The organism is Gardnerella sp. DNF00983, assembly GCF_049244265.1.
GTDB lineage: Bacteria > Actinomycetota > Actinomycetes > Actinomycetales > Bifidobacteriaceae > Bifidobacterium > Bifidobacterium vaginale_J.
In genome coordinates this window covers 438,266-457,808 of the sequence record NZ_CP058392.1, presented here as the reverse complement: position 1 = coordinate 457,808, position 19,543 = coordinate 438,266, and the positions used below count along the sequence as shown (strand labels likewise).

The following is a 19,543-nucleotide window of genomic DNA, read 5'->3' as shown; positions in this document are numbered from 1 at the left end:
ACTCTGCGTGCTTAATCGTTAATAACCGTGCATATCGCAGAGATTTTTCGATTTTTCTTCTTCACTCGGCGAATCAGCAGCCTACGGCTCTGACGTTCGCCTCGCTCAGTGCGAAAAATCTCAAATCTCTACCACACTAACATTCGTACCTCTCAAGCAACACCCACCCCTCACTACTAGTAAAACCGCTAGTGTTTTTGGTGTGGTAGGTGCGTTTGGTGTAGTGTGTGCAACAGCACGGACACTAGTGTTCTCTATGCAATAAGTACTCAACGTCTGCAGAGCACAACTGCAAAACTTCATAAACGTGCAAGAATCCAATCAGTGCGAAAATCTCAAATCTCTACCACACGAGTATCCACACGAATGAATTACAACTTGCAAAAAATTGCACTAAATACTACATGATTTGCGATTGCAAGTTTTTGCGAGCCGCTTCCATTGAAGTGATTTTCCCCAGAAGCTCAAGCTTTTCCTGACCATCCTTAAGTTTCGCCATACGCGCTCTAGCAGCACCGATTCTACGCATATAGCCGATATCAAGAAGACGAATAAGCAGCTCGTTTGCATACTTACTTTCTGCACTCGTAGCTTTCCGCAAAAGATCTGAAGGAGATCCGTTTGAAACTTGCTGATTCTGTCGATTGCCGGTATCTTCTAACGAGTCTGAAGCTGCAGGAAGCGGCAACGGCATTACAGAAAGCTCTGTAATAACGGACTCAAGCAAAGGTCCTGCAGCTTTTGTCATCATGTGCAGCCACAATCCTTGCGAAACACTGCCAACCGGCAATCCACCTGCAGCTACAAATGCTTGAAACAGCGTACGAAATACTGGTGTAATAAAATTATTTAACGTTAATTTTGCAAATAACTGTTCGTTAAACGCAAGTGGAACTTGCAAAAGTAACGCCATAAATTGTTGTTCGCACATAAATACAGCATCATCCACACGATAATAATGCTGATTTTTAGCAGAACTTCGAACAATAGCCATTCTAGAGGCTTTAGAATCTGCATCACGCTCAGCAGCCTGCGGCAAGCCAGCAGGAGCAGCGTTATACCTAGATGCGTAAGCGTCGTCGTCGCGAACTTGCAAACGGCGGCGAGAAGCCTCAACTTCATTGCGCATAACAGCTAAATCAACGCCAATTGCGCGAACAGCTTTGCGAGCATACAAATCAAGAAGAGAACGGTCGCGAATCTGCGCAATAAGAGGAGCGACAGCCTTTATAGCGCCCATTTGACCAGTAGTGTACGAAGTTTCAAAACGATTAATTACTGTGTCAATAACGAAATCATATAGCGGACTTGCGTGCGCAACAAGCGAACGCACAGCCTCGTCACCGCGCTGAATACGCAAATCGCAAGGATCGAGATTATTGTCTGCTACAGCAACAAAAGTTTGCGTCAAAAAGGCAGAATCCAAACCAAAAGCGTGAAGCGCAGCCTTCTGCCCGGCAGCATCACCATCAAAAGTAAAAACGATGCGCGAACTTACAGACTGTCCATCCACCTTCAGTGGGCCAACAAGCTGAATTGCACCCAAAGAATCGTCTGCAATAAGGCGGCGCACAATTTTTGCATGCTCAACACCAAACGCAGTTCCGCAAGTTGCAACAGCAGTATCGACACCAGCCAAATGACATGCCATTACATCTGTGTAGCCTTCTACAATTACAACTTGACGCTTTTTTACAATATTTGCTTTAGCTAAGTCAATTCCGTACAAAACTTGCGTTTTTCGATACAGTGCAGTGTCAGGAGTGTTAATATATTTCGCGCTAATAGAGTCGTCGTCGTAAAGCTTTCTTGCACCAAAGCCAAGAGTTCGACCAGTCGAGTCGCGAATAGGCCAAGTTAAGCGACCGCGGAAATAATCATATATTCCGCGCTGACCGAGTCTGGCAAGTCCAGCGTCGAGAAGCTCTTGACGAGTAAAACCTTTATTCGCTAAGTATCTGACTAAATTATCCCAGCCTTTAGGCGCGTAACCGCAAGAAAAACGCGCACTTTGTTGCGGAGTAAAGTTTCGCCCTGCAAGTAATTCGCGCGCAGGAGCTGCCTCTTGAGTGCCGAGATTTGAAACGAAAAACTTTTGCGCTTCTTCATTTGCTTCTAAAAGCCTGGCTCGCTTAGAACCGCGCGCTTGAGAATCACTATTTTGCTCCTGCTTATAATGCATCTCAATGTGGTAACGATCTGCTAAAAACTCGACCGCTTCACGAAAATCAATATTCTCTTTTTGCTCAACGTACTTAAATACATCGCCGCCAGCGCCGCAACCAAAACAGTGCCACACTCCCAAGCTTGGTCGCACGCTAAAACTCGGTGTTTTTTCATCGTGGAATGGGCAAAGACCTACAAAAGTGCCAGTTCCGGAAGGCTTAAGCGTCACTGTTGCAGACACAATGTCATACAAATCTGCCGCAGCGCGCACGCGCTCAATGTCTTCTTTCACAATCATTCCAACCATGCTATCTAGCTTATCGCAAATCTGCGGCGAGTGGTATTTCACACACAACTTTAGTGTTTTCTGCGAAACGAAACCGCCGAAAACACATAATCACTTGGTGAAATAAACAAAACGCGCGACGAAACCGTCGAAAACACCAAACCACCTGGTAAAACAAACAAAACACGAAACAAAACCGTCGAAAACACAAAATCATTTGATGAAATCGACTTCTATATTGACTACAAATTATTTAATACGGAGGTAATATACAAGTAGGTGTTTATTATCCGGAAAAATAGAGATTTTAGAAAGATTGTAAGAGGGATAGTATGTTTTGCGAGAATTGCGGAAGCAAAATTAATGCAGGAGACAAGTTCTGCAATTTGTGCGGAACCCCTGTTGAAAGTTATACATATACTCAACAAGCTCAAAAAGCGCAGTCGACTCAGCAAACTCAGTCAGCTCAACCAACCCAGCCGACCCAACCAACCCAGCCAGCTCAACCAACTCAACCAACCCAGCCAGCTCAACCAACTCAACCAACCCAAACAACTCAACCAACCCAACAAACCATACTAACCCAGCCAACCCAAACTAAACAGCAATCACAACAATCTTCACAATTACCTCTACCCCAACAAAATAAAACTTTTGAAGATCAAAAAACTAGCAATAAACCAAATAAGCATAGCAAAAAAATTGCAATCATCATCACTAGCATCGTGCTGTCAGTAGTGCTTGTGTTAGCTGGAACAGTTTGGTATTTCGCCAAAAATATTTCTTTAACTTCTATAGGATTAAATTCAAATCCAGGAGTAATTCCCAAAGCAAAAGTTGGAGACAATGCGGATAATATTGCGAAAACCTTGGAAAATAACGGTTTCCGCACGAAAGTTATAGACGAGTTTAGTTCTGAGAAACAGGGAAGTTTCCTTCGATATGTGAATATTAAGCCAGGTTCGCACAAGTCTACTAGCACGGTTGTGAAGATTTTAAGATCTAAAGGTCCTGGCGTTCCAGCGAAAGGCGTTGTTGGCGCAAGTTTAGACGAAGCCAAAAAAATCGTGAAGTCGATGGGTGTTCCAGTAAGGCTGCATCACGTTCCTTCAACCGATGCCGCAGCCGGCAAGATCGTTGCGTCTAACCCGATGCCTGGAAACGCTGTTGGTAAAGACGGCGTGATTCATGTTGCTATCGGCGAAAAACGCGATGGCGTGCCAGTTGATTTGTTTGGATTAGATAAAGACAAAGCCAAGGAAATGCTATCTTCTAAGCCTTTCGGAGTTAACCTTCGCCCGAAGTTCTCGTCGCCAAAATATTTCGGCAAAATTGTTGGCGCGTACCCTGCTTTGGGCACTAAAGGCAAGCCTAAAGCCGTAACGCTTTATTATGGTGTTGACGCATCCAAGACTAGGGATGTTGTAACTGAGCCAATGCCTCTCGAAGACAAAACGGCTTATCTTGTAACTCGAGCTGGCTCTTTTATAGGCAAATGGTGCACGAAGAGCGGTAAATGCATAAATCTTATTCCGCGTCTTTATAAAAATGAGAAAAAGTGGGAAAGCGACGAAAAAAGTATTACAGAACTTATACCTGCAGATATTGCAGATAAAAACGGTAGAATACCTGATGAAGACAACAAAGGTTATATAAATACGAAAGGTGTTCTTGAACTAAATTCAGGAGGTCAAGATCCAACTGATCGCGCTATATTTGATAAGAATATTCCAGATAGTGAATTTATGAGGAACCATCTTATTTCTGGCAATACTGGTGCTGTTGAACTGTATTCTGGTGGAGCAGTTATAGAATGCGGCGGTGAGGATGCTTTTATTATGGGCGCTGGATTCACGTGTGTGAACGGAAAATATGTTCAGTTTCCAGATAACAATCCAGAAGAATATGACAGAATTCATAATGAACCAGGCTACGACCTAGGCTACTACTACACTATGCGAGATTTTATGGTAATCGTGCCAGTTGGAGCGAAGTTCGACAAGCTTGTAAATAGTGGATATTTTGTTGGAAAGCCTACACACAAGCCGGATTTAAAGCGTCCGTTTATTTTGCGCAGAGATCCCAAGCTATACAAAGAAACGCGCAGGAACCAGAAACCGGGAAGTGCTTGGGTTAATCCTTTTGTGCCTACAGAGAGTAGTCGCGCAGTTCCGTTCGCACCAGCACCGGACGATTCGAACGCGTATTATCTTGTGGAAGAACCTTTCGACTGGGACGATTCCCCTAGCGAATCGTTGTAAAACGTGCTTGTTTTATCTACTTTACTTGGTATTAGCACGCTTTTATGCCGATTGTGTCGAAAACACCAAATCACTTGGTGAAATAAACGAAACGCGAGACGAAACTGTCGAAAACACCAAACCAACCGATAATATCGACAAAATACGAGACGAAATCAGCGGAAGATGCACAAATCGCAAATAATTGCGCAAACCGCATCTTCCGCAATCTTTTGCTACTTTACAATTCCCTATCTTTAAGGAACCACCAATCAAACGGCTTCTCAACTAGGTAGTAGACGTTTGAATCATCCGGAGCTGGAGCAAAAGGTACAGGCTTATTAAATTCAGTCGGGACAAATGGATTATGCCTCACATCTCCATCTTTTGAAGCAACTTCTCGCTCTGATTTACTGTAATATTTAGGATCTCTGCGCAAAATAAACGGACGATCCATATCCGGTTTAGTCTTGCCTTTGCCTTTAAAGAATCCGCTTGCTTCTAGTTCGTCGAGCTTTGCGTTAACAGGAACAAGTACAAAATACGCGCGCATCTTATACAGTATTCCCTTATTTGCTCCCGGTACATCAATAAAATTATTGTGAGAATAATCTGGATAATTACGATCTAACTCTTGGTAATCTTGGAATTTTCCGTTTACACATAATCCTGAATGCACATCGTATATTGTATTGCCGCAATAAGGATCACCGCCATCGCGGAATATATCAACCATTCCCGTGTCGCCAAATAGCAACGTATTTTGCATAGGAAGTGAATTATGTTTTTCATCGTCGTAAACTTTGATTGCGCTTCCTGCGAGGTTTTGAGTAAACTGCCACATTCCAAAACTGTGATAATACTGTGTCTTATCGTCGTTAACTAAATCATCCATAGCATGTGGCCCGTGAAGACGTAGTGAATTGTTTTTTTCTGGATCGTCGCGGTCCATGGCACTTCCAGATTCAAACTCTAAGCAATCTCCCGATTTAGTGCACCATTTTCCAACAAACGGTGTAAGTGTTGATACTTCAACTGTAGTGAAATTCTCGCTATAGTACTTTTTTGAAGTAAACATTTTTTTCGTTTCAGAAGCATCAGCGCCATAATAAAGCGTTATGTCGGAATCTCCCATACTTTGTCCCAATCCAGGATAAGATCCAACAATTTTGCCTAAGTGTTTTCGAGATGAATACTTTGGTACGAGTCTAACTTTGAATCCTTCATCAGACATCATTTTGTAAGCTTCGTCTTTATCTTTGTCGAATAATTCAACAGGAATAGATTTGCCGCTGTCAGGGTATTTATCTTCTTCACCAACACCTATGAAAATTTCTTTATTTTCATCTAAAGGCTCTCCTGGCATTGGGTTAGTTGCGGCGATTTTTCCAGGATGAAGTGAGGCTACTTTGTAAACTTTTACTGGAACTCCCATTGATTTTAATAGTGGCGCCGCTTCTTCAACAGTTTTTCCGATTACTCCCTTTGCTGGCACGCCTGGCCCCTTGGATTCAACGACCGTTACAACACGATCCCCGTGAATAACTTGCCCAGGTTTTACGTTTTGATATCGTGCAAAATTACCTGGCTTGCTTCCTCCGAAATCTTTTATTACGTGAGTTTCAATACCTTTTTCTTGCAATTCACGCACAACATCTTGCGCGGATTGTGAAGTTTTGGCTTTAGGTACGACTATGCGATCAGTTGGCGATGCTTTATGAAAATGCGGAAAAGCAAAGAAGAAGATTGCTGCAGCAATAATTGCAACCGCTGCTATAACGCATGCGCTTATAATAATTAGTTTGCGATTTTTTATAAGCGGAGTTGCATATTCAGGCTGAGCTATTTGAATTCCGGGCTGCATTACTTCCGTAGGCTGCTCTACTCCAGTAGGCTGCATCACTTCAGTAGGCTGCTCTACTCCAGTAGGATGCATCACTTCCGTAGGCTGCGATTGTTCAACATTATTACTGTATGAAACAGAAGCCCCACAGTTACCGCAGAATTTTTCTCCAGGAATAATATTATTCCCGCAATTTGCACAAAACATTCTCAACCTTCTTCGCACAATTTAGTCTTTACAACAAATCTACACTCACAGCTCACCCAAAACAAAGCACTTAGCAAAAGCACCTAACACAAAGCAACTAGCACAAAGCCGCGTGAAGAGTTGTAGCAGAACCGTCTGTAAGACTTGCCACCTGGTCGATTGCAACGCGAAGACGCTCATCATCGTTAGTGCACTCGTTCCAATCTCCCACGAATACTTCCTCCATTGCATCGTGCGAACGCGGCGACTTGCTCATAAATACTTCTACTAAATCCGTCAAAATCTTCTGTTCACGCTTATAAACCTCACGCTCGCGAGGAGCGATTATAAAGTGCACAGCTAAGCTTTTCAGCATCACAATTTCGTAGGAAGTATTTTCCGGAATCACAAGGTTTGCGCGGTAGCGAACAAGCGGACCTTTGCCATAACGCTCACGCGTAGCGTGCTCAACAGAGCTTGCAAAACGACCAATAAGAGCACTAGTAATATTTTTCAACTGCGCTAGTGCTCGACGAGAACCGTCGAAAGAATTAGGAAACATGTGAAGCGAGCGCAAACGTTGCAAAGCAGCCAAAAGTTTATCTACATCCCAACGCTCACCATACCATGCATGGGTTTCTTCAATAACTTCATCTACAACTTTTGAATCTGCAACTAAAGCCGGATTAAAAGCGCCGGTTACAATCGCATCCTCAATATCGTGCACACTGTAAGCAATGTCGTCTGAAAGATCCATTATTTGGCATTCCATTGGTTTTGCTTCGCGTGGAGCACCAATTTTCAGCCATTCAAACACATCTCGATCATCCGGATACACGCAGAATTTAAGATCGCGCTCGCCTTTATCGTGCGCTTTTGCTTCTTCTAATCCCCACGGATACTTCACTGCAGCATCTAATGCTGCACGCGTAAGATTTACTCCTGCACTACTGCCGTTTTCACGAAAAACTTTCGGCTCCAAGCGCGTAAGTAAGCGAAGAGTTTGTGCGTTTCCTTCAAATCCACCAATATTTTTCGCTAATTCTGCGAGCGCGCGTTCTCCGTTATGACCAAATGGTGGGTGCCCTAAGTCGTGCGATAAGCAAGCGCAATCAACAACATCCGGATCACATCCAAGCATTGCTGCAATTTGCCTACCAATTTGCGCAACTTCCAAAGTATGTGTCAAGCGAGTGCGAGCAAAATCATCCGAACCTGCAACTAAAACCTGGCTTTTTGCACCCAATCGACGAAGAGCAGACGAGTGTATGATTCGCGCGCGATCTCTCTCAAAAGGCGTTCTCGCACGAGTGTGATGAGGCTCACTCGCCCAACGCTCAGTGTCGTGCAAATCGTATTCGCCAACGACCTCATTATCTGATGCAATTACTTCGTCGCACATACAACACCTCTTTTATTTGCAATTAAGGCTATTATTAACCTTCTAAAAACCAAGCATTAACAAGCTATATAAGACTTTTTGCGTCCAATTTTGCAATATCGCTAGAAGATAGCACTTCGTAAGCGTTGCGGTAAAGGCGCGGCACGCGAGGCCCGATTCCAGTCATGATTTCGTAGCTGATTGTTCCTGCAGCTTCTGCCCAATCGTCTGCAGTAGGCTCAGCAAATTCTACGCCTCTTCCAGGTCCAAAAAGCGTTACAGTATCGCCTTCACGAACACCTAACTCTGAAGCATCGCCTTTTAAATCAACTATGAACTGATCCATGCAAACTCGCCCTGAAACGTTCAAAATTCGAGCGCCCTTATTGGTTTCCACTCTCACTGGTCCGCCCTGCTTATCAACATGACGAGCACCTTGCATATCAAATCCGGAAGCAGAACGCAAAATTCCGTCAGCGTAACCAAGCGGCACAATAGCAGTACTCGTATTATTTGGAGTTAAATACGTGCGCCCGTAGGAAATTCCATGCCCTTCTTCTACAGCTTTTACAGTGCCAAGTTGCGCTTGAAGCGTCATAGCTGGTTGCAATCCATAAGTTTGAGAATCCCCCATTGCAGGATCCGGCTCGTATCCATACAAACCAATTCCTGGTCTAACAAGCTCAAAACGAATTTCTGGACGATTAAGCGTTGCAGCAGTATTCGCTAAATGGCGGATTTTAGGAGCAACCGATGCTTCTTTCATTCGTTTTGTAAACTCGTGGAATTGTTGGATTTGACGGTCGGTTGCATCTACAAATTCCGGAACGTCAGGAGAATCTGCTACAGCCAAGTGACTCCATTGACCAATAACCTCAATCACGCCTTCGTTAGAGTATTGTCGCAATTTTTCTAAAGCGGCGCTAAAACCTTCTGGAGTGAAACCGTTTCGTCCAAAACCAGTATCGACTTTTACGTGCACGCGCGCATGTTTACCTAACTTTCGTGCAGCAAAAGCTACAGCATTAAGCGAGTCAATAGAGCCTACTGAAATATCGATATTCTCTGTAATTAGATCTGCAAATCTCGTAGTTGGAGCGCTAGTAAGCCAAGTGAGAATATGACAACGGCTGGAATCAATACCTGCTGCACGCAAACGTAACGCTTCGTACGGTTGAGCTGTTCCAAGCCAAGTAGCGCCTCCAGCTAAAGCTGCGAGCGCACTAGGAATAAGCCCGTGACCATATCCGTCTGCTTTTACGACTCCCATAACTTCCGGCGCATTCTGACCAGGCTGCAAATCTTTACTAACTCGCGCAACCAAAGTGCGCATATTGTCTCGAAGCGCCTTCAAATCGACAATTACCTGCCCAGGGTATACGCTTAACGCGCGAGCATAGTTTGCTTCTAACATTGCCACATTACTTGCACTATTACTTGCCGCATTACTTAAATCTGTACTCATAACTCACCTAACCGATTTAGTATGCTTTTAATGCTACATGCTCTTTTGCATACTCTCTATAAGCTTTTTAAGAACACATACGCATTTCATATGACATGATTAAGCGTTTGCAACCATTGGTATGCAATACGTACTGCACTGTGTGCGCGATCTGGAATAACGACCAACCCACAACGACTAAAACCTGCACGCGTAATTACTTTTTGCATAATCACGTTATCTGGATGTGTGTCAATGCGTACATTATTATAGTTTTCTTGCACCCAATGCAAGCACGCTGTTGCCATTTTTGGTTTTATTCCCGAAGACGCTAAGCGGTGAATTGTTACATAAGGAGAAATATCATCAAGCCACGCACCGTCAATACTGGCATACACTTCATCAACACCTTCGCATAATGCAAATTGCGCTAGAATACGCTCGTTATGCGATTCTGGATCCTCGTCAACAATCAAGTAGAAACGTTTTAAACGAATATCCTCAATAACACTTGAAACAAGTGGAAAACTATTCCCCCACTGATGAGGATTGCCTGTAACACGCATAAATTTGCGAGCATTTTCATAAATATGCTCAATATTTCGCAAGTCACCAAGAGTTGCTTTTCTTAATGTTATATCTTCCATGCCAACCTCTAAAAGAAACCAAATAAAACTACGCAAAATTACGCAAAACTAGCTAATTATTACTTACACAAGTTTGCGCTCAAAAGGATCCGAGCTAATTCCCTTCGCTAGAATATCTTTACACCATTGACTAGCACCAAATAAACTGTGGTCTCTATAGTTGCCGCAAGATTCAATAGTTGTTGCAGGAACATCATCCCAGGTGGCATTAAACGCAATAAACTCAAGAGATTCCTTTAAAGCGCGCGCCACATCTTCTGTGCTGTGTTCGCCCCAAGTTAGCAGATGAAAACCAGTTCTGCAACCAAAAGGCGAGCAATCAATATAGCCATCAATGCGCTCGCGAAGTAACACTGCAATCATATGCTCAATTGTGTGCAAAGCTGCAGTAGGAATCGCTTCCTCATTAGGCTGCGTTAAACGAATATCATAGTTGGAAATAACATCCCCATTAGGACCTTTTTGCGTATTGATATAGCGCACATAAGGTGCTTTTACTTTAGTATGATCTAGTTCAAAACTTTCTGGTCTAGGTCTAGACGCATCCTGTTTATTCATAAGTATTCCCTTCACTTAACTACACAATAAACAACGTACTCTTTAACGTACTGATTACTTCTATAGTAGACGGTAGTTGCCTAATTAGTTGAAAGATTTATTAGTTGAAAGATTTATTTACATGATTGCTGCGTTTACAAGAGCACGAGTGTAGTCATTTTGTGGATTATTGAGCACATCATTTACACTGCCACATTCCACAACTTTTCCTTCATTAAGAACAATAACTCGCGTTGCTAAATGCCGAATCATACCCAAATCATGACTTACAAATATGCATGACATGTTTTTACGCTCAGAGCGAATGGACGCAAAAGCATCTAAAATGCGAGTTCTTTCCGCAACGTCAATTGCACTCATAGGCTCATCGGCAAGCAAAACTCGAGGATTATTGATTAATGCGCGAGCAATACAAACACATTGCGCTTGACCGCCAGAAAGCTCGTTAGGGTGACGTTCCAAAAAATCTTCAGGTTTTAAACCTACTAATTTCAGCATTTCGCAAACACGCTGTTCAATAGTTGCATCGTCTAATTTAAGCGATTTTCGCCATATTCTAAGAGGCTCAGCAACGCTTTTTTGAACTGTCCAGCGTGGGTCTAATGCAGCAAACGGATGCTGAAATACAAGCGACGATTCGCGTCTCATAAGAGTACAAGCATTTTTATTTACTTCTAATAAATTTGCATTATTTACGATTTCACCGCAATAAGTAACGTTGCCTTCGCAAAGAGTTTCAAGCCCCAACATAGCGCGTATAAGAGTTGTTTTGCCGGAACCAGATCCGCCAATAATCGCCAAAGATTCGCCGATATTAAGATTTAAATCTACACCGCTTAACACTTCAGCACGAGTTTTTGCGCGACCTAAAGTAACGTGAATATTTTTTGCATTTATAAGCGAATTTTCTTCACTGTTGCCAATATGGGAATTAAATTCCTTAAAATCAGCGTTTTCAGAATCAACGTTTACAGAACCAGTATTTACAGAACCAGTATTTACAAAATCAGTATTTGCAAAATCAGTATTTGCAGAATCCACTTTTGCAGAATCCAAATTTGCAGAATCCAAATTTTTAGATCCCAAATTTTGCGCTCTAAAAGTCAACTTTTTAGCAGCGCTCACTAATTGCTTAGTCGAAGAAATACGCGGATTATCAAGCAAATTCTTAACATTTTCGCTATCGACCACACGCCCAGAATCGAGCACATAGCAACGATTAGCAGCATGCGAAAGCACAGAAAAATCGTGCGTTACAAAAAGCATTGAAGCGCCCATATCATCTACGAGTGAAGCAAGCATTCGCACAACTTCACTTTGCGTAACCGAGTCAAGCGCAGTAGTAGGCTCATCAGCCAAAATTAAACGCGGAGAAGTAATCAAAGCTGTAGCAATACCAACTCGCTGCTGTTGACCTCCCGAAAGCTCAAATGTGCGTTTAGATGCGAGATTTTTCGACAACCCTACTTTTTCAAGCATAATGCATACTCGATTGTGAATATCGTCGTCATCTAGATTGTAATGTATTCGCAAAGGCAAAGAAATTTGTTTTTCAACGCTTAACATTGGATTAAGTGCTCTATTAGCTTGCTGAAATACTACACCAACGTATTTTCCGCGAATAGAAGCTAAATTTTCATCTTTTGCTTTAACTGTTTGAAGATTGCCAAGAATACAAGAGCCTGAAATTTCAGCATTTGACGGCAATAATCCAGTTATAGCTCGAATTAACATAGATTTGCCAGAGCCAGAAGAACCAACTAAGCCAACACGCTCACCGTCAGAAATCTCAATTGATACGTTGTCAAGAATTAGTTTTCCGCCAAGTTTTAGCGTGAGATTTTGAATATTTAAGCTCATTTTTCCCCTACTTTATTCGCACTTTTTGATGAAGGATCTAAAACTTTACGCAATACGTCACCAAAAAGATTAAGAGCAACAACAACCACAGTCACAATCAAACCTGGCCAGACAACCGATAAAGGATTTACGTGAATTAACGAAACAGAAGTAGCCAATACACGCCCCCAGCTAGGAACTCCAGCAGGAACTCCAATACCCAAGTATGTTAAGCCGCTTTCAGCCAAAATAACAGTTCCTGCAGAAAGAGAAAGCTCAACAAATGCAACAGGAATAATATTTGGTAAAACATGATGAATAAGAACATATTTACGAGAGGAACCTTGCAAAACAGCTGAAGTCACATAATCAGATTGCAACGCAAGCTGCGCACTCGGTCGTACAATACGTGCTAAATTCAAGCCATAACCAGTTCCACAAGCAATAACAATCACAACAACACTAGCCCCAAACGGAACTGCAAGCATAAGCGCAATTAAAACAGTTGGAATAGAAATCAATGCGTCAACAGACATAATGCTTATTGTGCGAACAATTTGTGAACTAGAAATCATAAAACTCAAAACAATAAACCCAACACAAGCAGCAACTAGAACAGTAGAAAAAACGAGAATCAGCTCAATTCTTGAACCTGCCATAAGCCAACTAAGCATATCCGAACCAGTGCCGTCCGTACCAAGCCAATGCGAAAAAGACGGCTTCTGCCATACTTTAAAACCGTTAGTTTCTAAAAGTGAGTACGGAGTCCATAAAAGCGAAAGCAAAGCAACAAAAAACCATATTGCAAACGTTAAACACACAAATTTACCGAAAGTAGCATTCCATACGCGCTTAAATAAAGTAGATTTTACTTTGATACTTTTTTTAGACATATTGCACATAAAAACTCACCTTATTCGCATGTTAGATTCAACAATAGGAAATTAATTCAAACTATCTTTAGATAACCTAGGGTCAAGTAGTCGGTGCGTAATGTCAATTACAAAGCCGATTAGTAAGAACAGCGCAGCAAGCATAAAAAGCTCACCTTGCACTGCAATTAGATCGCGCAAACCAACATCTCGAACCATTCCCGTACCAATACCCGGTAAGGAAAACAGGTTTTCAATAACCATCACGCCCATAACCATATGAGCGAAAGTTAAACCAATAACAGATACGAGTTGAGGAAGAGCAAGCCGCAAACCAACACGCCACACAACTTGTTTGCGAGTCATTCCGCAAGCCATAGCTTGAGAAGCTACTTCACTTTTAACAATATTTTCAACAGTTGCAGCAGTGTAACGCATAAAACTAGAGCCAACAATAAGTCCTACCGTAAGAGCCGGAATAAGAAGAGACGCAAAAGCTTCAGGAAATTCGCTCCAGCCATCTGTAGGGAAACCTTGAGTTGGCAACAAACTGAACACACCAATACCGCGTCCTAATAGCAAAATAAGTAGCATGCAACCCCATAATGCTGGAACAGAGCCTGCTGTAATAGCCAAAAAGCGCATAATTGCCTGTGAAAGTTTGCCTTCATGAGTAATTTGCAAACATCCAAGTGAAATACCAATTACTAAAGCAATAAACAGACCCAAAAGAATCAGCGGAAAAGTAATAGAAGCACGCATCGCAATAGTTGAACTTACAGAACGACCAGTCAACATAGACACGCCAAAGTCACCGCGGAAAACACCACAAATCCAGTCAACATACTGCGTAAAAAGTGGTTTATTAATACCAAGTTCTGCTCTAAGCTCCTCTACTTTTCCGCGAGGAGCGTTTAAGCCGGCCATAACTTGCGCAACATCGCCCGGAAGTACACGTAACGATATGAAAATAACTACAGAAATGCCAAGTAAAGCAAGAATAAACAGCAATACTCTGTAGCAAATCATACGAAACATAAAATGCCTCCTTTCTTATGGACTTCTAGTCGAAACACACCACAAATACACAAATTCGGACACTAGTGCAGTTTGCGAGCTGCGCGCGCTTTGACCGAGCTTGAAATCAACAGGATTTCAAGCTCCTTCAAAGCGTGATTTGGCTCAATTGTGAAGCACGGTGTGCTTCACATGCCAAATCATCCGAACGGCTATGCCGTGAGGAATATGCGCGAAGGCAGGTCGTCGCGCTGCGCGAATGTCTCTGATTGGTGGTTTTCGGACACGCGCGCAGTTTCATTTCTGCATTAGAAACTAGGTGGCGACTAGCAAATAAAAATCATTTGAGTCGCAGGTTGTATAGCGGCAAAATCTCTTGATTCATGTCAAAAGGCATTCCTTCAAGATTCTTCACCTTCGCAGTTACAACGCGATAGTTAAACAGCCAATCAGCAGGAGCTTCCTCGCTAATAATTCGCGCAGCTTTAGCAAGCAATTTATTTGACTCTTTAGGATCCGCACAAAGCATAGCTTTAGCATACAAATCCTGGACTTGCTTATTGTCGTATCCGTAGTAATACGTAGGATCTGCCCACTGCCCAAAATCATGACTCTCATTGTGATCAACCATCGACAAATCATACTGCTTATTCTTATAAACGTCCTGAAGCCAAGTAGTAAACTCAACAATATTAACTTTCAAATTGATTCCAATAGGCTTCAATTGCGAGCGCAGCTGATCTCCAATTTGCGTGCCGTAAATATTCGGATAAGTAAGCGTCAAATCCATAGGATGTGATTCGTCAAATCCAACTTCCTTCATTAACGCCTTAGCGCGATTCAAATCATGCGGATACAGCTTAGTTAAATCCTCATAACCAGGGTCAAGAGAAGGAATTGGACCGCCAAGAGCTAAATCCGTACCGCCACGAGATGCAATAATTTGCTTGTGATCAATCGCGTAACGAATAGCTTTGCGCACGCGCTTGTCTTTAGTACGTTCGCCTTTCATATTCATAGCTAAAACAAATTTATCTGTGCCATTACCTGCACTGACATCGTAACGCTTGGAATCATCTTTAAAAGGCTTAGCAAGTTGACCAGAAATAGGAGCTAATGCTTGCACAGAACCGGAAGAAAGTGCGTCAACTGCTGCGTTATCGTCAACAAAGTAGCGAACTACTATCTTATTAGTTTGCGCACGATGAATGCCTTTATAACGCGGATTTGCTTTTAAAACAACGCGATCATTTGGCACAAATTTGTCAATTAAATACGGTCCAGAACCGACTGCTTGAGTTTTTGCATCATACTTTGCGTTTTTATCAAAAACTAAACCTGAACGACTGCAAAGTGCCCACAAAAGCTTAGCATTTGGCTCTTTAAGCGTAATCTCAAATGTGTAATCATCTTTTGCTTTAGCAGACTCAACTTTTCCAACCATGTTAGAGCCGCGATATTTTTTAGCAATAAGCTCGTTAAACGACCATTCCGCATCATGCGCAGTAAGTTTATTGCCATTAGAAAATACAGCACCCTTACGCATGTGGAATGTGTAACGCAAACCATCTTTACTTATTTCCCAGCTTTGAGCTAACGAAGGAACTACCTGATTAGTAGCATTGCGAGCAACTAAGCCTTCATACACATTACCAATAAGCAACTGGTCAAGCGATGAACCTGATTGGTTACGGATATCAAGATTCGTAGGAGCTAGCTTTAGACCTATAGATACAGTTTTGTTCGAAATTTCCGACACTGAATTTGATTTATTTGGTTTATTAGATGTAGTAAGCGTTGCAAAAATTGCACTAAACACTACTATAAAAACAATAGCTAAGCTAAATAGCCACATCTTGCCCATTTTGTGCTTTGAGCCAGAAGAAGCATATTTTTCAGCTTCATTCAACGAAGAGTCAGTGCTCGCAGCGAAAGAAGTGCTTTTGTTAGCTTCATTGTTAGTTTTACCGGAGAATTTTTCAGTCGCGCCGTTTTCTTCGTGCACGCTTTCCTCAGGTTTGCTGTTAGCCATACCATAAACCTTTCTTAATGGCATATAAACATTATTTATTTGTTATTATTTATTTTTTATTTATTCTTTATTTTTATTCTTTATTTATTTTTGTCTTATAGCTCGCCGCTTTATTGGAAATGCACATTTGCAAACATAACTATTTGCATACCACATAAACCCAAATACAAGTCGACGGCATTACTAATCGTAGTCGATTGACAAGCCAGGCTCACCTATGGCGCGTCCAAAAAATCAAATCATATTTTGTATATTTTTGTAATATTTTTATACCAATACATATGAGATATATCCTACGAATGTGGTTAAATTCCAACAGAACGTAAACTTGCAAACGTACGCAATAATCGGCATAAGATTAAAGCGTAGAAGCGCGCAAATTCACGAAATATTAAGATGCATACACGTATCTAATATGTTAAAAGCTCATATGTTAAAGCTAAAGCGAGGAATGATGGCTGAGAACTTGAATACTACGGTAACTGTGAACGAATCCTCGGATCCGCAAAACAAAAGCGGCGAAGACCGTACAGCATTGAACCGTCAACTGGCACAAATGCTTAAAGGCGGCGTGATTATGGATGTCACCACCCCAGAGCAGGCGCGAATTGCTGAGGATTCTGGCGCGTGCGCAGTTATGGCTTTGGAGCGTATTCCTGCTGATATTCGCGCAGCCGGCGGCGTTTCTCGTATGAGCGACCCAGCAATGATTCACGGCATTCAAGAGGCTGTGTCTATTCCTGTTATGGCAAAATGCCGTATCGGTCACTTTGTTGAAGCGCAAGTGCTTGAGGCTATTGAAATCGATTACATCGACGAAAGCGAAGTGCTCTCCCCAGCCGACGACGTGTACCACATCAATAAGCGCGATTTTGCTGTGCCTTTTGTTTGCGGCGCTAAGGATTTGGGCGAAGCTTTGCGCAGAATCAACGAAGGTGCTTCCATGATTCGCACTAAGGGCGAGCCAGGAACTGGTGACGTGATTCAGGCTGTGCGTCACATGCGCATGATGAATTCCGCAATTCGTAAGCTTACAAGCATGCGCGAGGATGAGCTTTTTGAAGAAGCTAAGAATTTGCGCGTGCCTTTCGAACTCGTAAAGTACGTTGCACAAAACGGCAAGCTTCCTGTTGTTAACTTCGCAGCCGGCGGTGTTGCTACCCCAGCTGACGCTGCTCTAATGATGCAGCTTGGCGCTGAAGGCGTGTTCGTTGGCTCCGGCATCTTTAAGTCTGGAGACCCAGCAAAGCGCGCTGCAGCAATCGTTAAAGCTGTAACTAATTACAAGGATGCCAAGATGATTGCTAAGCTTTCCGAAAACTTGGGCGAAGCCATGGTTGGTATTAATGAGCAGGAAATCAAGCTTTTGATGGCTGAGCGAGGCGAGTAATTTTGTCAAACTCACCTACCAATACTGATAACTCCGCTCATACTGTAGCAGTTTTAGCTGTTCAAGGTGCTTTTCTTGAACATCGCTTAATGCTTGAAAAATTAGGCGCGCGCGTTATTGAGCTTCGTCAAGCGCGCGACTTGGAGCAGTCTTTTGACCGCTTAGTACTTCCTGGCGGCGAAAGCACTGTGCAAGCTAAGCTTCTTCGTGAGCAAAATATGCTCGAGCCTTTGCGCGAGCGGATAGCAGGCGGAATGCCTGTTCTTGGCACTTGCGCAGGTTTGATTTTGCTTGCGAAGAACGTGGAAGGTGACGAAGTAAACGGTTTTGGCACTTTAGACGTAACAGTTAAACGCAATGCTTACGGACGTCAGCTCGGAAGCTTCCATTGCGAGGCTGAGTTTGGCGAGATAGGCAATGTGCCGATGACGTTTATTCGCGCTCCTTACATTGCAGAAGTAGGCTCTAATGCCAAAGCTCTTGCAACTGTAGACGGTCATGTTGTCGCAGCGTGCCAAGGAAACCAAATCGGCACATCCTTCCACCCGGAGCTTGACGACGATACGCGAATCCACCAGCTTTTCCTGGATTTGTAATCGAATTTGCAATCTTTCGTAAATACAAAAAGCCTTGCAAGGTAGGTCTGCCTTCGTCAATCGAGACGAAGACAGACCTCCCTCACATTTGGAGCACAACACAACCCAAACCCCTCCAAACACGAGCAAAATTACCCACGTTTGGAGCACAAAACAACAAATAAACGATATTTACTATTAGTGCAAGTTTCGCTGATAAATCGAAGCCATACCTTTGAAAATAAGATCCGGATCGTAATAGTCAATCGATTGCACGTCATTTTCAAAAAGCCTACCCAAGCCACCAGTAGCAACTACCTTAAATGGCTCGTCTATTTCAGCTTTAAACTGTGCAATTGTGCGCTCAATTCCACCCAAGAAGCTGTAATATAATCCAGCTTGCATTGCGAGTTTAGTAGATTTTGCAAGAACAGACTGCGGTCTAGCTATTTCCACTTCCGGAAGCTGAGCCGTGTTATCCCAAAGTGCAGCAGCGGCAGTACGAATTCCTGTGCAAATAAGTCCGCAAGTAATCGCACCACTTTTATCTACATAGTTGTAAGTTGTTGCTGTACCAAAATCAATAACTAATACGGATCCTCCATACTCACTAAACGCGCCAACGCAATCAGCTAAACAATCCGCTCCAAGAGTTCTTGGTTCATCAATGCGAATATTCATGCCGGTTTTAACACCAGGACCTACAATCATAGGATCGATATGAAGAAATTTGATAATACCAGCACGGAATGAATGCATAACTTTCGGCACAACAGAAGCAACGATAACATCTTCAACATCGCTTATTTTAAATCCGCTTAAATGCAAAAATTGCGCAATCATAATGCCATACTCGTCTGAAGTATGATTAGACTTTGTTGTCATACGATAAGTGCCAACAATTCGGTTATTTTCCAAAAAACCCAGCACAATATTCGTATTACCAATGTCTACTGCTAATAACATGTGTGCCTACTTTCTATATTGGCATTTAGCGGATTTAAGTTAATCTGCAATCACGTGCGCACGTATTGTATGTGTATTTATACTATCCTATTGTATTTATA

At 42.6% G+C, this 19,543-nt stretch carries 14 protein-coding genes; 3 read left to right on the top strand and 11 right to left on the bottom strand.

Annotated features, from left to right (window positions below; genetic code table 11):
* Positions 1-400 precede the first annotated feature (400 nt).
* A complete protein-coding gene (dnaG, locus tag HXT34_RS01590) occupies positions 401-2,473 on the bottom strand; it encodes a DNA primase (protein ID WP_421785165.1) in 2,073 nt (690 codons plus the stop codon).
* Between the two features lie 311 nt (positions 2,474-2,784).
* On the opposite strand from dnaG, the gene HXT34_RS01585 reads away from it, so the two are divergent.
* Positions 2,785-4,713, top strand: a complete 1,929-nt coding sequence (locus HXT34_RS01585; RefSeq protein WP_421785163.1) for a PASTA domain-containing protein — start codon at positions 2,785-2,787, stop codon at positions 4,711-4,713.
* A 220-nt stretch (positions 4,714-4,933) separates the two neighbouring features.
* Here HXT34_RS01585 and HXT34_RS01580 read toward each other — a convergent pair whose 3' ends face one another.
* From HXT34_RS01580 to HXT34_RS01540, 9 genes are all read right to left on the bottom strand, one after another.
* The gene (locus HXT34_RS01580; RefSeq protein ID WP_421785161.1) at positions 4,934-6,742 is read right to left on the bottom strand and encodes a PASTA domain-containing protein; all 1,809 of its coding nucleotides are present in this window, start codon (positions 6,740-6,742) and stop codon (positions 4,934-4,936) included.
* A gap of 97 nt (positions 6,743-6,839) precedes the next feature.
* Entirely contained in the window at positions 6,840-8,123 is a 1,284-nt protein-coding gene (locus HXT34_RS01575; protein WP_415683788.1) for a deoxyguanosinetriphosphate triphosphohydrolase, read from the bottom strand.
* 64 nt (positions 8,124-8,187) lie between these two features.
* Complete coding sequence (gene alr, locus HXT34_RS01570; protein WP_415687872.1) at positions 8,188-9,567, bottom strand: alanine racemase; 1,380 nt, start codon at positions 9,565-9,567, stop codon at positions 8,188-8,190.
* An 86-nt stretch (positions 9,568-9,653) separates the two neighbouring features.
* On the bottom strand, positions 9,654-10,193 hold the full coding sequence (locus HXT34_RS01565) for an N-acetyltransferase (RefSeq protein ID WP_415687873.1): 540 nt from the start codon (positions 10,191-10,193) through the stop codon (positions 9,654-9,656).
* A gap of 63 nt (positions 10,194-10,256) precedes the next feature.
* Positions 10,257-10,751 carry an S-ribosylhomocysteine lyase gene (locus HXT34_RS01560; RefSeq protein WP_004118906.1) on the bottom strand — a complete coding sequence of 165 codons (495 nt, stop codon included), beginning with the start codon at positions 10,749-10,751 and terminating at the stop codon, positions 10,257-10,259.
* Positions 10,752-10,868: 117 nt separating this feature from the next.
* On the bottom strand, positions 10,869-12,611 hold the full coding sequence (locus tag HXT34_RS01555) for an ABC transporter ATP-binding protein (RefSeq protein ID WP_421785158.1): 1,743 nt from the start codon (positions 12,609-12,611) through the stop codon (positions 10,869-10,871).
* Positions 12,608-13,492: an ABC transporter permease gene (locus HXT34_RS01550; protein ID WP_415683784.1), complete on the bottom strand. Its 885-nt coding sequence runs from the start codon at positions 13,490-13,492 to the stop codon at positions 12,608-12,610. Before HXT34_RS01550 ends, HXT34_RS01555 begins: the two co-directional genes overlap by 4 nt.
* 42 nt (positions 13,493-13,534) lie before the next feature.
* Complete coding sequence (locus HXT34_RS01545; RefSeq protein WP_421785155.1) at positions 13,535-14,500, bottom strand: ABC transporter permease; 966 nt, start codon at positions 14,498-14,500, stop codon at positions 13,535-13,537.
* Positions 14,501-14,819: 319 nt separating this feature from the next.
* The gene (locus HXT34_RS01540; protein WP_421785153.1) at positions 14,820-16,511 is read right to left on the bottom strand and encodes an ABC transporter substrate-binding protein; all 1,692 of its coding nucleotides are present in this window, start codon (positions 16,509-16,511) and stop codon (positions 14,820-14,822) included.
* A gap of 556 nt (positions 16,512-17,067) precedes the next feature.
* On the opposite strand from HXT34_RS01540, the gene pdxS reads away from it, so the two are divergent.
* Positions 17,068-17,901: a pyridoxal 5'-phosphate synthase lyase subunit PdxS gene (gene pdxS / locus HXT34_RS01535; protein WP_050397242.1), complete on the top strand. Its 834-nt coding sequence runs from the start codon at positions 17,068-17,070 to the stop codon at positions 17,899-17,901.
* 2 nt (positions 17,902-17,903) lie between these two features.
* Positions 17,904-18,497 (top strand): pyridoxal 5'-phosphate synthase glutaminase subunit PdxT, encoded by a 594-nt coding sequence (pdxT, locus tag HXT34_RS01530; RefSeq protein ID WP_421785151.1) that lies wholly within the window; start codon positions 17,904-17,906, stop codon positions 18,495-18,497.
* A gap of 177 nt (positions 18,498-18,674) precedes the next feature.
* On the opposite strand, the gene HXT34_RS01525 is transcribed toward pdxT, so the two are convergent.
* On the bottom strand, positions 18,675-19,442 hold the full coding sequence (locus HXT34_RS01525) for a type III pantothenate kinase (protein ID WP_421785149.1): 768 nt from the start codon (positions 19,440-19,442) through the stop codon (positions 18,675-18,677).
* Positions 19,443-19,543 lie beyond the last annotated feature (101 nt).